This is a genomic window from Actinoplanes sp. NPDC019969 (assembly GCF_055562375.1).
This window is the reverse complement of record NZ_JBVHFK010000001.1, coordinates 318,462-332,304: the sequence shown is the minus strand read 5'-3', so window position 1 is coordinate 332,304 and position 13,843 is coordinate 318,462. Positions and strand designations below refer to the sequence as shown.

Sequence of the window (13,843 nt, the reverse complement as noted above, 5' to 3'; positions counted from 1 at the left end):
TCCCGTTGGTACACGATCACTTACCCATTGCTTACATCGGTCAGCATGGGGCACATGGGTGACATGGCTCGAAAACTGCAACTCTGGTTCGCCGCCGCCTTCGCCGGCGTGATGATTACCTTCCTGATGCCGGTTCAAGCCTGGGCGGCCGAGAACGATGCGGTGGAGGCCGTCCGCAAGGCCCGCCGGAGCGGCGGGTTCGGGGTCTTCGGACTGATCTGCTGTCTCGTGGTGGTCGGCGGGATCGTGGTCGCGATCGTGTTGATTTCCCGCAGGCGCAAGCGTCGCTGACCCCCTTCCGCCTAGTTTGGGAGCATGCGGTCTGTGCTCCTCGGCGGCGGCATCGCGGCGATCCTCTGCGTGCCCCTCGCGATCTCGGTGGCCGCCAGCGCCTCCAACGACGTGCTCCTCACCCGCGGGCGGCCGGTGCTCGCCTCGGCCACCGAGAGCGTGGCCTGGTCCGCCTCCGGCGTGACCGACACGGCCGCGGACACCCGGTGGTCCAGCGGGGCCGCCGGGCCCGGGACCCAGTGGGTGCGGATCGATCTCGGTACGGCCCAGGACGTCCACCGGGTGCGGTTGCACTGGGCCCGGGCGTACGCGCGGGCGTACCGGATCCAGGTCTCCGGGGACGGTTCGGTGTGGCGGGACCTCTACCGCACCGGCTCCGGCGACGGCGGCACCGACGACGTCCGCGGGCTCTCCGGCACCGGCCGCTACCTGCGCGTCCTCGCGACCCGCCGGGGCACGCCGGAGGGCTACTCACTCTGGGACGTGCGGGCGTACGGTCCCGGCCGCGCCGCCCCCGCGACAGAGTCGGCCACCACCGCCACCGCCGACGTGCCGCAGGCCGCCGCCGCGCTGACCGAGCCGAGCAAGAAGGAGACCGCGTTCCAGCTGGTCTCCAGCGCGGAGAACTCGACCCTGGACTGGCGCGCGGAGTACGGCTACATCGAGGACATCGGCGACGGCCGGGGCTACACCGGCGGCATCGTCGGCTTCTGCTCCGGCACGTCCGACATGCTCGCCGTGGTCACCGAGTACACCCGCCGCCGGCCCGGCGCCGCCCTGGGCGGTTACCTGCCCGCGCTGCGTGCCGTGGACGGCAGCGACTCCCACGACGGCCTCGACCCGGGTTTCCCGCGGGCGTGGCGGGCCGCCGCCGCGGACCCGGTGTTCCGGCAGGTGCAGGAGGAGGCCCGGGACCGGCTCTACTTCACCCCGGCGGTACGCCTGGCCGAAGCGGACGGGCTCCGGGCGCTGGGGCAGTTCGCGTACTACGACGCGGCCGTCATGCACGGGCTCGCCGGGCTGCGGAAGATCCGGGAACGGGTGGTGGCCGGGCAGCGGACGCCGGTGCAGGGCGGCGACGAGATCGGTTACCTGACGGCGTTCCTGAGCGCGCGGTCGGCGGAGATGCGTACCGAGGCGGCCCACGACGACACCAGCCGGGTGGAGACGGCGCAGCGCTTCTTCCTCAAGACCGGCAACCTGGACCTGGCCACCCCGCTGACCTGGCACGTCTACGGCGACCGCTACACCATCGGTTAGACCCCCGGCTGGTTCTCAGGGTTGTCTCGGCGCGCCCGAGACAACCCTGAGAACCAGCCGGAGAAGACTTTCAGACCTTGAGGAACAGCGCGGGTACGAGGGTGGGCTGCCACCCGGGAAGCGCGGTGTGCGGCTCGCGGACCCGGTAGATCACGCCCCGGTACCCGACGAGCTGCCCCGCCCGGTAGGTGGAGTACGTCTTCCAGGTCGGCGCGGACACCCGGACGGTGATCCGCACCCCGTCCACCTGCATGAGGCTCGGGCCGTAACCGCCGCCGGCCAGGTTCAGCACGAAGGCCAGCGGCCGGCCCTTCTCCGACGGGGTCAGGCGGAGCACCTTGCGGCCGTCCAGCGACCAGGTCAGCGTGGTGGGGGTCCAGTCGATCGCGTACGTGTGGAAGTCCTCCCAGCCGACCCGGTCCGTGTCGAGGACCTCCAGCCGGCCGGCAGGCACCCGCCCGTCCGCGCCGAGCACGCCCAGCGCCCGCCAGGCGCCGTCGGCCCGGAACCCGCGGATCCGGGCCTCGGCGTGGCCGTACCCCGCCGGGAAGGTCTTCGCGGTGCGCAGCGCCGCCGTCAGCAGGATCCGGCCGTCACCGTCGAGCCGGGCCAGATCGTGCCGCCCACCCTCGAAGATCCACACGGCGGGATCGGGCTCACCGCCACGGTCGCCGGCGAAGTCCTCGTCGAGGACCACCCGGCGCACCGTCGTCGTCGGCGCCGCGGCCACGGCGGTGTCCGCGCGGCCGCTCAGCACCGCCGCGCCGGACAGGATCACCACAGCCGCCATCAGCGCCCGCGCCAGGCGCCCCCGGTTCATCGCATGCCCCCCACGTGAAAGATCAAGGAAGCACTGTGCGGAACTGGGAGCGCTACCGGCAAGAGCAGCGCGAAAAATTCACCGCCCGGACGGGCGATCAGCGGTAATCCGGGGCCCGGGTCTCGTGCATCGCCAGCTCCTCCGCGCTGGCGCCGCCACCGGCCGCGCCCGCGTCGTAGGCGACGCTGTCCTCCTCCTCGTCCCAGCCCGAGCCCTCGTCCGGCGCGACCAGCCGGCCCACCGGGCGCGGCGAGTCCTCGTCGAGCTGGCCGTCGTCGTAGAGCGAGACCTGCGAGTTCGGGTCCGAACTGGGGCCCGGCTCCCACACGTCCCGGTCGAACTCACGCTGCTCGGAGCTGTCCACCGTTTCGTCGTACGGCTCCCGCGCCTCGCTCCGGGACTCGGCCCCGAAGTCCGGCTCCTCCTGGCGCAGCCGGCGCTCCAGGCCCTCGCCCTGCCGCTGCTCCTCGGCGGTGTCACCGAACCGGTTCGACCCGCCCGGGCCCGTTCCGGCGAGGGCGGCCGGGTCCGGCCCGTCGCTCCACCGGGGGCTGTTCACCTCGTCGTACGCCGAGGAGTCGTCGTCGGCGGTGTCCGGCAGACCGGACGCCTCCGGATCGGTGACCTCGGCCGGGTAGTCGTTGTCTCGCATGTGCCGTTGACTACCCACGCACCGGGTCGGTCATGCCTGCGGGACGGCTGCGGGACAGATCATGGTCGGCCTCCAGGCAGGCCCAGACCACCTTGCCGTCGTCGAGCACCAGATGCCCCCACAGGGACGACACCGAGTCGATCAGGAGCAGACCACGGCCGCCGTACGAGGTGGGAGCGACCGGGCCGCTGAACCTCGGCGCCACGGCCGACCAGTCGCGCACCCCGATGCTCATCGTCTCCCCGTGCAGGGCCAGCAGGACCCGCATCCGGGTCCGGGCGTGCGCCACCACGTTGTTGACCATCTCGGTGGCCACGATGCAGGCATTGCCGGCCAGCGCGGGCTGCTCCCACCGCGCGCACGCCTCGGTGATCATCTCGCGGGAACGCCGGGCCGCGCCGACCGCCGGATCCAGGTCCAGGCTCAGCCGCCGCTCCGGGTCCGGGTCACCGAGCGCCGCGAACGCGCCCGCCGCATCCGGCCACACCGGCCAGCCGCTCGGCCGCCACACCGCCGCGTCCGCCGCGCCGCAGAGCGCGAGATGGCTGCCCGGCCAGTCCCGCGTCTCGTCGAGGACCTCCCGCAGCACCGCGACCGCGTCCGCATGGCTCACCCGCAGCCCGGCGACGTCGACCAGCACGGCCTCCGGCTGGTCCGCCAGCTCGGCGAGCAGGGCCGAGCGCACCGGCGCCGCGGTCTGCTCGTCGAGCACCCCGGCCAGCCGGACCAGCGGATAGCTCTGGCCGCGGTCAACCCAGTGACGAACCTCGCTCGGCATGATCGCTCCATTGTGAATGACGCGTGTCCCGCGCGCATTTCGAGAGCGCCAGGTGAAAGGTGGGGTACCCCGCTCGGGGGCAGTCATACCCCGAGGCGGGGTGAACTCAGGAGCGGCGGGCCAGCGCGGTCAGCACACTCTCGTGCAGCAGCCCGTTGGTGCCGACGACCGAACTCTTGTCGGCGGTCGGCCTGCCGTCCAGGTCGGTGATCTTGCCGCCGGCCTCGGTCACGATCGGGATCAGCGCCGCCATGTCCCACAGCGACAGCTCCGGCTCGGCCATCGCGTCCAGGGCGCCCTCGGCGAGCAGCATGTAACCGTAGAAGTCGCCGTACGCCCGGCTGCGCCACACCCCGAGCAGGATGTCCATCATCTGCTCCAGCCTGCCGTTCTCGGCCCAGCCGGTCAGGCTCGCGTAACAGAAGCTCGCATCGGTCAGCTTGCGCACCGACGACACGCTGATCCGGGACGCGGAGTGCTGGTTCCGCCCGGCGAAGGCGCCCAGCCCGCGCCCGGCCCACCAGCGGCGGCCCAGCGCCGGCGCGGAGACCAGGCCGGCCACCGGGGTGTCACCCTCCATCAGCGCGATCAGGGTGGCCCAGATCGGCACGCCGCGGACGAAGTTCTTGGTGCCGTCGATCGGGTCGATCACCCAGTACCGGTTGCCGGGGCCGGCGTTCGCGGTGGTCCGGCCGAACTCCTCACCGAGCACCCCGTCCCGCGGCCGGGCCCGGGCCAGCGTGGCGCGGATCGCCTTCTCCACCGCGGTGTCCGCGTCGGACACCGGCGTCAGATCGGGCTTCGACTCGACCTTCAGGTCCAGCGCCCGGAACCGCGCCATCGAGATGGCGTCGGCCGAGTCGGCGAGGATGTGGGCAAGCGCGAGATCGTCGGCATATCCGGCCATGCCGGAAAGTTAGCCCATGAACCCGGCTCCGGTCCTGCCGAGTCCCGGTCCGTCCCGGAAGTTGATCTCTTCGAGACCCGGCTTCGCCGTCAGGCGCCGGGTGCGTCCTCCGCCGGCTGGTCCCGCGCGTCACCCTCGCCCGCGCGAGAGGCCAGGAGGCGGCGGTACGAGGCCAGACGGCGCCCGTCAGCCTTCCCGTCGGCCACCCACCCGTCCAAGGCGCAGCCCACGTCCGCGGCGGTGTGCCCGCAGTTCGGCTGATCCTCCAAGGTGCCCTCGACCAGGTCCGGGAACCCGTGCAGCAGGCTCTCCGCGCTCACGTGCGCCAGCCCGAAACTCCGGATCCCCGGGGTGTCGATGATCCAGCCCGGGTCCTTCCGGGACCTGCCGACCGGAGGCAGCCGCAACGCCACCGCGCTGGTCGACGTGTGCCGGCCCTTGCCGATCGCGCTGACCACGCCGACCGCCCGCAGCGCGTCCGGCACCAGACGGTTCACCAGCGTCGACTTGCCCACCCCGGAATGGCCCACCAGCACCGAGATGCGGCCCGCCAGGCGGGCGCGCAACTCCTCCAGATCGCTGCCCGGGCGGACCAGCACGTGCGGCAGATCCAGCTCGGCGTAGTAACCCAGCACCTGCTCCGGGCCGGCCAGATCCGCCTTCGTCAGGCAGAGCAGCGGCTCCACGTCCGCGTCGTACGCCGCCACCAGGCACCGGTCGATGAAACCGGTACGCGGCGGCGGATCCGACAGCGCGCTCACGATCACCAGCTGGTCCGCGTTCGCCACCACCACGCGCTCCAGCCGGCCCTCCGGCGTGGTGTCGTCGTCGTCAGCGGTCCGGCGCAGCACCGACGTGCGCTCACTGATCCGGACGATCCGGGCGAGCGCCCCCGGATCCCCGGACACGTCACCGACCAGCGCCACCCGGTCACCCACCACCACCGACTTGCGGCCCAGCTCCCGGGCCCGCATCGCGGTGATCACGTCATCGCCGGTGCCGTCCTCGCGGACACAGCCGTACCGCCCCCGGTCCACGGTGATGACCAGGGCGTCGACGGCATCGTCGTGTTTCGGGCGGGTCCGGGTACGCGGCCGGGACGATCTGCCCGGCCGGATCCGGACGTCGTCCTCGTCGTACTCCCGCTTACGCGCTGGCAGATCTAGCTCCTCGCCACGAGTCCCGCCCAGAGTTCGGGGAACTCGGGCAACGTCTTCGACGTACAACCTACGTCGGTGAGGTCGACGCCCGGCACGGCGAGGCCGATAACCGCCGCGGCGTGTGCCATCCGATGGTCCGCGTACGTCTCGAAAGAAGCCCCGCGCAGCGGCCCCGGCTCGATCCGCAACCCGTCCCGGAACTCGGTGACCCCCGCCCCCACCTTGGCCAGCTCGGTGGCGAGCGCCGCGATCCGGTCCGTCTCGTGACCCCGGATGTGCTCCACCCCGCGCAACTCCGACGGACCCTCGGCCAGCGCCGCCAGCGCCGACACCACCGGCGTCAGCTCGCTCACCTCCGACAGATCCGCGGTGATGCCCCGCAGCGTGCCGGTGCCGCGCACGGTCAGGCCCTCCGCCGAACGGGACACCTCCGCGCCCAGATCGGTGAAGATCCGCGAGACCTGGTCCACCGGCTGCCAGCTGTCCGCCGGCCAGCCCGCCAGCGTGACCGAACCCCCGGTCACCGCGGCCGCCGCGAAGAACGGCGCCGCCCCGGACAGGTCCGGCTCGATCGTCCAGGTCCGCCCGCGCAGCGGCCCCGGCTCCACCCGCCACACGTCCGGGACGCTCTCGTCCACCTCGGCGCCCGCCGCCCGCAGCATGTGCGTGGTCATCCGCAGATGCGGCGCCGACGGCACCGGCGGTCCCTCGTGCCGCAGCGTCAAACCCTTCGCGAACCGGGCCGCCGACAACAGCAGCCCCGACACGAACTGGCTCGACCCCGACGCGTCGATCACCACCTCGCCGCCCTCGACCACGCCCGACCCGCGCACCGTCAACGGCAGCCCACCGGTCGCGGAAGCCTCGATCTCCACTCCGAGGGCCCGCAGCGCCGCGACGATCGGGCCCATCGGACGGTTGCGCGCGTGCGGGTCACCGTCGAACTCGACCACCCCGTCGGCCAGCGCTGCCGCCGGCGGCAGGAAGCGCATGATCGTGCCGGCCAGCCCCACGTCGACCCGGGCCGGACCCCGCAGCGGCCCCGGCGTCACCACCCAGCGGTCCTCACCGGAGGTGTCCACCTCGACGCCGAGCGCCCGCAGGCCGGCGGACATCAGCGTGGTGTCGCGGGCCTTCAACGGCGCCTCGATCACCGACGGGCCGTCACCGAGAGCGGCCAGGATCAGGGCACGGGCGGTCATCGACTTCGAGCCCGGCAACCGCACGGTCGCCGAGACCGGGCCGGTGGCGGACGGGGCGAGCCAGGGGCGGAGTTCAGCAGTCACGCCCGCCATTCTGCCGTCGCGTTCCGGCATGACCGCCCCGCATTCCCGCCCCGCGAGACATTTCCGGCACGGCCGTCCCCCACCCGCATGACGCTTCGCACCGCGCCTTCGGCGCCCCCGCCGTGTGGTGTCACGGTTCGTCCGAACCCGGCGGAGTCGTCGCCCGGCCCGATCGCCGGTGCCGTCTCCACCGCCCTGAACCAGGATCGGCGCGCGAACCCCGGCTGGTTCTCAGGGCTGTCTCCGGCCGGTTGAGACAGCCCTGAGAACCAGCCGGGAGGGGTGGGGCTGTCTCCGGGGCAGCCGGACGGGTGTCGTGGGGCGGACGGGTGTTCGAAGGCGGCGTAGCCTGCTGCTCATGTGCGGGCGATACGCGACCACCAAGAGCAATGCGGATCTCAGCAGGCTGTTCGAGGCTGTGGATGTCGCCGAGCCGTTGCGGGCGAGCTGGAACGTGGCGCCCACCGATCCGGTGCCGCTGGTGCGGATGTCGCAGGAGCACGAGGGGCGGGTGCTGGACACCGCGCGGTGGGGTCTCGTGCCGCACTGGGCGAAGGATCTGAAGGCCGGTTCGCGGATGTTCAACGCCCGGGCGGAGACGGTGGCGGAGTTGCGGTCGTTCGCGTCGTCGTTCGCGAAGCGGCGGTGCCTGGTGCCGGCGGACGGCTGGTTCGAGTGGGTGAAGGACGGCAAGCAGAAGCAGGCGTACTACATGACGACGGCGGGCGACGTGCCGCTGGCGTTCGCCGGGGTCTGGTCGGCGTGGGGGCCGGAGTCGGTGCTGACCTGCAGCGTGATCACCACGGCCGCGCTCGGCAACCTGACGAAGGTGCACGAGCGGATGCCGCTGATCCTGCCGGCGGACCGGTGGGACGACTGGCTGGCCGGTGGCGGCGACCCCGATCGGCTGCTCCGTCCGCTGTCCGAGCATGATCTGGAAGCCATCGAGATGCGTCCGGTGGGACCCGAGGTCGGCAATGTGCGAAACAACGGTCCGGAGCTGATTGCTCCCGCCGGCAACATTACGCTTTTTTGAACTCTCTAAGATCAACAAATGTCTTTGTCGGGATATGTGGGCATTTTGAACTGAAAACTTTGTTTACAGATCGACAACCCCCTTGTTCTGATCTTGTAGCGTGCGGTACAAACCAGCGCCGGAGTGGTGCCGGACCGTAAGGTGCGGCCCGGCCGCCACAGCAGTTCCGGTCCCACGGGGGAGGTGGGCTGATGACACGAGCACGCATGCCGCGTCCGCACGAGGTGGCCATCGCGCGACGCGACCCGCGACTGCTCGAGGCGATCGCGCAACGTAGTACCGATGAGGCCTGGCGCACGCGGGGCGCCTGCCGGACCGTTGATCCGGAGACGTTCTTCCCCGCGCCGAACGAGCCCTCCGGCGGGGCCGTCGCGCTCTGCGGCACCTGTGACGTGCAAGGGCCGTGCCTCGCCTGGGCGCTCCAGGTCGGTGACTGCCACGGCGTCTGGGGCGGCACCACGCCACGGGAGAGACGGGCCATGCTGGTCGCCTGGCGCGAGCGGATCCAGGCCAACGGCGACGCTGTCGACGACTCACCGGACGATGAGGATCGCCGTTTACTCACGCTCACCCCCGTGAGCCGCTGACGGACCGCACGGCCGCGGCCGTCCGGGACGACCGGACGGCCGCGCCGCAAAAGGCCGGGACGGTACGGGGTGCTGCGGCGGGATGGACGTCCGTGCGCTGGTAGAAACGGACTCGTGTCCAGCTCCGATCACACCATCGAGACGCCGCGTGGCCCCGCCACCGCGACCGTCACCGAACCCTCCGGGCCGGTTCGCGCCCTGCTCGTCCTGGGCCACGGCGCCGGCGGCGGCATCGACGCGCCCGATCTGGTCGCGGTGCACGACGCCGCGGTGGCCGCCGGGGTGCGCGTGGCCCGGGTGACCCAGCCGTACCGGGTGGCGGGCCGCCGGGCGCCCGCTCCGGCCGGGCATCTCGACGAGGCCTGGGTCGCGGTGGTGGGCGCGTTACGCGTACCGGGCAAGCCGTTGATCGTGGGTGGCCGCTCCAGCGGAGCGCGCGTCGCCTGCCGGACCGCGACCACGCTGGGCGCCGCGGGGGTTCTCGCGCTGGCCTTCCCGCTGCACCCGCCGGGCCGTCCGGAGAAGAGCCGGGCCGGTGAGCTGCCGGGCGACGTGCCGACCTTGGTGGTCAACGGGGACCGGGATCCGTTCGGGGTGCCGGCGGCCGGCGGAGTGGTCGAGGTGGCGGTCCGCCCTGGCGCGGTGCACGACCTGCGAAAGGATCTGCCGGGTACGGCGGAGATCGTCGCGGGGTGGCTGCGCCGCCATTCCTGGTCGGGCTGAAAGGGGCTGAGGATCACCGGGGGAATTCCGATCTCGCCGCGGGCGTTGTCCCGGCTGGAAACTTGTCGGCGGAAGGGGTTCTCTAGTGCGTGCCGGTACCGAATGCGCCGAGCGTGACGGCCAGGCGGCGAACCGGGTTCGGAATCTTCTGAACTCCCCGGAATGGCCCGCGGCGGTGACCGTGAGCACACCCTTGGTTTTCAACGGCGTAACAAGGGCACTACCCGTATCCTCGGCGGGGCGGTCGAGGGGAGAGTCCAGGGTGGCCCAGAAGGAACGGACCGAGGAGCGCCGGGAGCGCTTCGAGCGTGAGGCGTTGCCTTTCGTGGACCAGCTGTATGCGGCAGGTCTGCGGATGACCCGTAACCCGGCGGATGCCGAGGACCTGGTGCAGGAGACCTTCCTCAAGGCGTTCTCCGCGTTCCACCAGTTCGAGCAGGGGACGAACCTCAAGGCTTGGCTGTACCGGATCCTCACGAACACGTACATCAACTCGTACCGGCGCAAGCAACGGCAGCCGGTGCAGGCGCCGACCGAGGAGATCACCGACTGGCAGCTCGCGTCGAGCGAGTCGCATACGTCGCAGGGTCTGCGGTCGGCCGAGACCGAGGCGCTGGACCGTCTGCCGGACAGCGACATCAAGGAAGCGCTGCAGTCCCTGCCGGAGGACTTCCGGCTCGCCGTCTACCTCGCCGATGTCGAGGGTTTCTCGTACAAGGAGATCGCCGACATCATGGGCACGCCCATCGGCACGGTCATGTCCCGCCTGCACCGTGGCCGGCGCAACCTGCGCAACCTGCTCGAGGGGTACGCGGCGGATCGCGGCATCACCCGTGCCGCCACCTCCGAGCCGCAGGGGGCGTGACGGGATGGAGCACGAGAACAACGACTGCGCGGCCGTCCTCAGCGAGGTCTTCCTCTACCTGGACCTGGAGTGCTCCGAGGAGCGCCGGATCCTGATCCAGAAGCACCTCGACGAGTGCTCGGACTGCCTGCAGGAGTTCGGCATCGCGAAAGATGTGAAGGCGCTGGTCGGCCGCTGCTGCGGCGATGAACGCGCCCCGTCGGAGCTGCGGGATCGGCTGCGGCTCAAACTCGGCCAGCTCGACGCGCACGCCGAGAGCAGGGAATTCTCCTGAGAACGTTCGAAAGGCCCGGCGGATGCCGGGCCTTTCGCGTTTCTCAGCTGTTGGGGCGCTTGCCGTGGTTCGCGCCGCTCTTCTTACGGGCCTTCTTCTTACGGGCCTTCTTCGCCATACCGGACTCCTGTTCGTGGTGCGTGAACTCGCTGCCGATCGTAATGGGCGCGTCCTGTGGCCTGGGACTCACCCGGAGGCGATCCGTGGTTTGATGGCGTCACCGTGCACCGTGACCAGGGAGGTGGCTGAAGCCATGGCGGACGAGATCCGGGCCGAGATGGTGGCCAACGTGTGGAAAGTCGTGACGGCGCCCGGCGCCACCGTCGCCGAGGGGGACACGCTGGTGATCCTCGAGTCGATGAAGATGGAGATCCCGGTGATCGCCGAGCACGACGGCACGGTCGCCGAACTCGCTGTCAACGAGGGTGACGTGGTTCAGGAGGGTGACCTCATCGCGGTCATCGCCTAGCTAGTCTCTGCGCCAGCGCAGCAGGGACCTGCCCTTGCTGCGCTGGCGGGGCGCCGCCGGCACCCGGATGGTGGCCGCGGCCAGTTCCCGGGTGGGGCGGTCCAGGCCGGGGGTGGCCAGGGCGAGCTCGGCGACGGCGCGGGCGTTCGGGCCGGAGGCGGTCTCGGTGAGCCGTGCGGTGACCACGGCGGCGATGTCGTCGCGGGCCTCCGGATCCACCCAGGCGTACGTGACCAGGGCGAACAACGCCGCCTGGGTCACCCGGTCGACCTCGCCGTCGAGCAGCCCGAGCAGCAGCCGGCGCCGGCTGGACGCAGCCCACGGCTCCTCGGCGCCGTGGTGCAGCAGCCCGAGGCAGGCCCACACCTCCAGACCGTTCTGCTGGTCGGCCCGTGCCGTCTCCGGGTGGGCCAGCAGGGCCAGCAGCTCCCACGGCTCGACCAGGACCAGGCCGAGCGCCCGGTCGTAGGCGCCGGGCGGGTGCGGCCAGGCCGGGCCGGCGACCCGCTGCAACCGGCGCAGGGCGTCGGCGGACGGCTCCGCGTTGACCGGGGCGCGTCCGGGCGGCAGCGGCGATCCGGGCGGCAGGCCACCGAGCCAGGGCGTGTTGCGGCAGCACTCCTCGAGGTCGGTGTGCTCGTGCGCGTCGTCCGGGTGGTCGCGGATGAAGTCGGCGAGGCCGGCCAGGTGCCGGACGTCGCCGTCGGCGCGGTACCGCAGGCGGTGCGCGGTGTGCACCACGCAGTCGAACGTGGGATCGCGGTCCAGGGCGAGTTCGGTCCAGCGCAGCGCCTCGTCGAGCCGGCCCAGGTCGGCGAGGGTGGCCGCGACGTCGGCGTAGACCGAGAGATCGTCGGGGTCGTAGGCGACGGCCCGGCGGAGCGCGGCGAGGGCCTCGGGCATCCGGCCGGCGCTGCGGTACGCGTACCCCAGCCAGATCTCGCCGAGTTTGGACGGCTGCGCCTTGGCGCCCTGCCCGGCCCATTCCACCGCCAGCCGGACCTCGCCGAGCCGGCGTGCCAGCGCCGAGCCGGCCCCGAGCAGCATTCCGTGTTCGCCGTGCGCCGTGACGGCGTGCCGGACGACGGTCAGATAGGGCCGCAGCGGGGTGACGGTGGCCGCCGGGGCCGGGTCGCCGACCGCGGTGCAGAGCCGCATGACGGTGCGTGCGAGCAGTCCCGGTTCGATCCGCGCGCCGAGGGTGGGGTCGCCGACCCAGGGCACTCCGGCCCAGTCGAGTTCGGGCGCGTGCCCGCTGGCCGTGGCGAGCAGGGGCAGGGCCTCCTCGGTGCGGCCGGCGGCGGCGAGCAGGTGGGCGCGGGCGGCGAGGCGGCCGGCCGGCGCGTGCGGCTCGGCCGGGAACAGCTCCAGCCCGCCGCCGGCCCGGGCCGCCAATCGGCTGAGCAGCTCGTGGATCTCGGGCAGGGTGGGCGCGTGGGCCAGGGCGGTGGCGAGATGCCCGGCGGCTGATCCGAATTCGCCGCTGTCGAGGGCGTCGCGTGCGCGTGCGAGATCACGGCGGGCCGAGGGGGAATCCACGAGTGAAGACCCTAGGGGAAGCGCCGCGTCTTGTCAGTCCTCACGTTTGCTCGTTCTTGCACGAAAGATTGACTTAGTAAGCGTCTTCTTGCAAGACTGCGCACAGAATGCGCATGGTGGCGCCAAGAAGGGGAGGATCACGTGACACAGCGAGGCCTGGGGATGTCGGCGGACATCGCGGAACAACCCGCCGGTTTCGCGCGGCTGCTGGAGGACGGCCCGTCCGCCGCGATCGCCGAGGTCGCCGCGGAGGTCGCCGCCAAGGCGCCGCGCAGCGTCCTCTTCGTCGGCCGCGGCACGTCCGACCACGCCGCGCTCTACGGCGCCTACCTGGCCGAGATCCGGCTCGGCCTGCCGGTGGCCAGCGCCTCGCCGAGCGCGATCACCCTCTACGGCGCCCGTCCCGACCTGACCGGCACGCTGGTCGTCGGCGTCAGCCAGAGCGGCGGCTCACCCGACCTGGCCGGAGTGCTCAACGTGGCCCGGGAGACCGGCGCGCTCACCCTGGCGATCACCAACAACCCCGCGTCGCCGCTCGCGCAGGCCGCCGAGCTGTCCATCGACGTGGCCGCCGGGCACGAGCGGGCCGTCGCCGCCACCAAGACCTACACCGCCGAGCTGCTGGCGCTGCTGATGCTGGTCGAGGGCATCCGGGCCGGCGGCGCCCTGCCCGCCGACGAGCGGACCGCGCTGGCGAAGCTGCCGGAGCTGGCCGACGGGGTGCTCGCCGACAGTGGCGCCGAGGAGCTGGCGCAGCGCTACCGGTTCGCGTCCAGCCTGGTCACCACCGGCCGGGGGTACGCGTACCCGACCGCCCGCGAGGCCGCCCTGAAACTGATGGAGACGTCCTACCTGCCCGCGCTCGCGTTCTCCGGCGCCGACCTGCTGCACGGCCCGCTCGCCATGGCCGACCCGGACGTGCCGGTGCTCGCGGTCGTCGGCGAGGGCCCCGGCGGCCGGTCGATGCGCGACGTGGTGACCCGCCTCGGTGAGCGCCGCGCCGACGTGGTGACGATCGGCGCGGCGGACATCCCCGGCGCCTCGGCCCGGCTCGCCGTCCCGGCCGTCGACGAGCGGTACTCGCCGCTGCTCGACATCCTGCCGCTGCAGAAGCTGGCGCTGGCGCTCTCGCTGGCACGTGGCGAAGATCCCGATGCGCCGCGCGGGCTGAAGAAGGTCACGACCACGCTTTAGAA

17 protein-coding genes are annotated in these 13,843 nt (G+C 72.2%); 9 read left to right on the top strand and 8 right to left on the bottom strand.

Annotated features, from left to right (window positions below):
- Positions 1 to 54: 54 nt before the first annotated feature.
- Together ACZ3II_RS01505 and ACZ3II_RS01500 are read left to right on the top strand one after the other, a co-directional pair.
- Positions 55 to 291, top strand: coding sequence for a hypothetical protein (locus tag ACZ3II_RS01505; RefSeq protein WP_465515662.1), 237 nt, complete (start codon positions 55 to 57; stop codon positions 289 to 291).
- Positions 292 to 315: 24 nt separating this feature from the next.
- Positions 316 to 1,551 (top strand): chitosanase, encoded by a 1,236-nt coding sequence (locus ACZ3II_RS01500; RefSeq protein ID WP_465515661.1) that lies wholly within the window; start codon positions 316 to 318, stop codon positions 1,549 to 1,551.
- Between the two features lie 70 nt (positions 1,552 to 1,621).
- Here the strand turns inward: ACZ3II_RS01500 and ACZ3II_RS01495 are convergent, their stop codons facing one another.
- From ACZ3II_RS01495 to aroA, 6 genes are all read right to left on the bottom strand, one after another.
- The gene (locus tag ACZ3II_RS01495; RefSeq protein ID WP_465515660.1) at positions 1,622 to 2,371 is read right to left on the bottom strand and encodes a carbohydrate-binding protein; all 750 of its coding nucleotides are present in this window, start codon (positions 2,369 to 2,371) and stop codon (positions 1,622 to 1,624) included.
- 97 nt (positions 2,372 to 2,468) lie between these two features.
- Entirely contained in the window at positions 2,469 to 3,023 is a 555-nt protein-coding gene (locus ACZ3II_RS01490) for a DUF5709 domain-containing protein (RefSeq protein ID WP_465515659.1), read from the bottom strand.
- 10 nt (positions 3,024 to 3,033) lie between these two features.
- Entirely contained in the window at positions 3,034 to 3,801 is a 768-nt protein-coding gene (locus ACZ3II_RS01485) for an ATP-binding protein (RefSeq protein ID WP_465515658.1), read from the bottom strand.
- Positions 3,802 to 3,907: 106 nt separating this feature from the next.
- The gene (gene hisN, locus ACZ3II_RS01480) at positions 3,908 to 4,708 is read right to left on the bottom strand and encodes a histidinol-phosphatase (RefSeq protein ID WP_465515657.1); all 801 of its coding nucleotides are present in this window, start codon (positions 4,706 to 4,708) and stop codon (positions 3,908 to 3,910) included.
- A gap of 89 nt (positions 4,709 to 4,797) precedes the next feature.
- Positions 4,798 to 5,868 (bottom strand): ribosome small subunit-dependent GTPase A, encoded by a 1,071-nt coding sequence (rsgA, locus tag ACZ3II_RS01475; RefSeq protein ID WP_465516577.1) that lies wholly within the window; start codon positions 5,866 to 5,868, stop codon positions 4,798 to 4,800.
- Between the two features lie 2 nt (positions 5,869 to 5,870).
- On the bottom strand, positions 5,871 to 7,163 hold the full coding sequence (gene aroA / locus ACZ3II_RS01470) for a 3-phosphoshikimate 1-carboxyvinyltransferase (RefSeq protein ID WP_465516576.1): 1,293 nt from the start codon (positions 7,161 to 7,163) through the stop codon (positions 5,871 to 5,873).
- 349 nt (positions 7,164 to 7,512) lie between these two features.
- Here aroA and ACZ3II_RS01465 point away from each other — a divergent pair, with 349 nt between their 5' ends.
- From ACZ3II_RS01465 to rsrA, 5 genes are all read left to right on the top strand, one after another.
- Entirely contained in the window at positions 7,513 to 8,190 is a 678-nt protein-coding gene (locus ACZ3II_RS01465; RefSeq protein WP_465515656.1) for an SOS response-associated peptidase, read from the top strand.
- 191 nt (positions 8,191 to 8,381) lie between these two features.
- On the top strand, positions 8,382 to 8,777 hold the full coding sequence (locus ACZ3II_RS01460) for a WhiB family transcriptional regulator (RefSeq protein ID WP_465515655.1): 396 nt from the start codon (positions 8,382 to 8,384) through the stop codon (positions 8,775 to 8,777).
- Positions 8,778 to 8,891: 114 nt separating this feature from the next.
- Positions 8,892 to 9,500 (top strand): alpha/beta hydrolase family protein, encoded by a 609-nt coding sequence (locus ACZ3II_RS01455; RefSeq protein WP_465515654.1) that lies wholly within the window; start codon positions 8,892 to 8,894, stop codon positions 9,498 to 9,500.
- Between the two features lie 85 nt (positions 9,501 to 9,585).
- Positions 9,586 to 10,365, top strand: coding sequence for a sigma-70 family RNA polymerase sigma factor (locus ACZ3II_RS01450; RefSeq protein ID WP_465515653.1), 780 nt, complete (start codon positions 9,586 to 9,588; stop codon positions 10,363 to 10,365).
- 4 nt (positions 10,366 to 10,369) lie between these two features.
- Positions 10,370 to 10,639, top strand: coding sequence for a mycothiol system anti-sigma-R factor (gene rsrA, locus ACZ3II_RS01445; protein ID WP_465515652.1), 270 nt, complete (start codon positions 10,370 to 10,372; stop codon positions 10,637 to 10,639).
- Positions 10,640 to 10,682: 43 nt separating this feature from the next.
- On the opposite strand, the gene ACZ3II_RS01440 is transcribed toward rsrA, so the two are convergent.
- On the bottom strand, positions 10,683 to 10,757 hold the full coding sequence (locus tag ACZ3II_RS01440; RefSeq protein ID WP_369700219.1) for a 50S ribosomal protein bL37: 75 nt from the start codon (positions 10,755 to 10,757) through the stop codon (positions 10,683 to 10,685).
- Between the two features lie 135 nt (positions 10,758 to 10,892).
- On the opposite strand from ACZ3II_RS01440, the gene ACZ3II_RS01435 reads away from it, so the two are divergent.
- Positions 10,893 to 11,108 carry a biotin/lipoyl-binding carrier protein gene (locus ACZ3II_RS01435; protein WP_465515651.1) on the top strand — a complete coding sequence of 72 codons (216 nt, stop codon included), beginning with the start codon at positions 10,893 to 10,895 and terminating at the stop codon, positions 11,106 to 11,108.
- Here the strand turns inward: ACZ3II_RS01435 and ACZ3II_RS01430 are convergent, their stop codons facing one another.
- On the bottom strand, positions 11,109 to 12,647 hold the full coding sequence (locus ACZ3II_RS01430) for a tetratricopeptide repeat protein (RefSeq protein ID WP_465515650.1): 1,539 nt from the start codon (positions 12,645 to 12,647) through the stop codon (positions 11,109 to 11,111).
- Between the two features lie 162 nt (positions 12,648 to 12,809).
- Here ACZ3II_RS01430 and ACZ3II_RS01425 point away from each other — a divergent pair, with 162 nt between their 5' ends.
- Positions 12,810 to 13,841: an SIS domain-containing protein gene (locus tag ACZ3II_RS01425; protein ID WP_465516575.1), complete on the top strand. Its 1,032-nt coding sequence runs from the start codon at positions 12,810 to 12,812 to the stop codon at positions 13,839 to 13,841.
- The last annotated feature ends 2 nt before the right edge of the window (positions 13,842 to 13,843 follow it).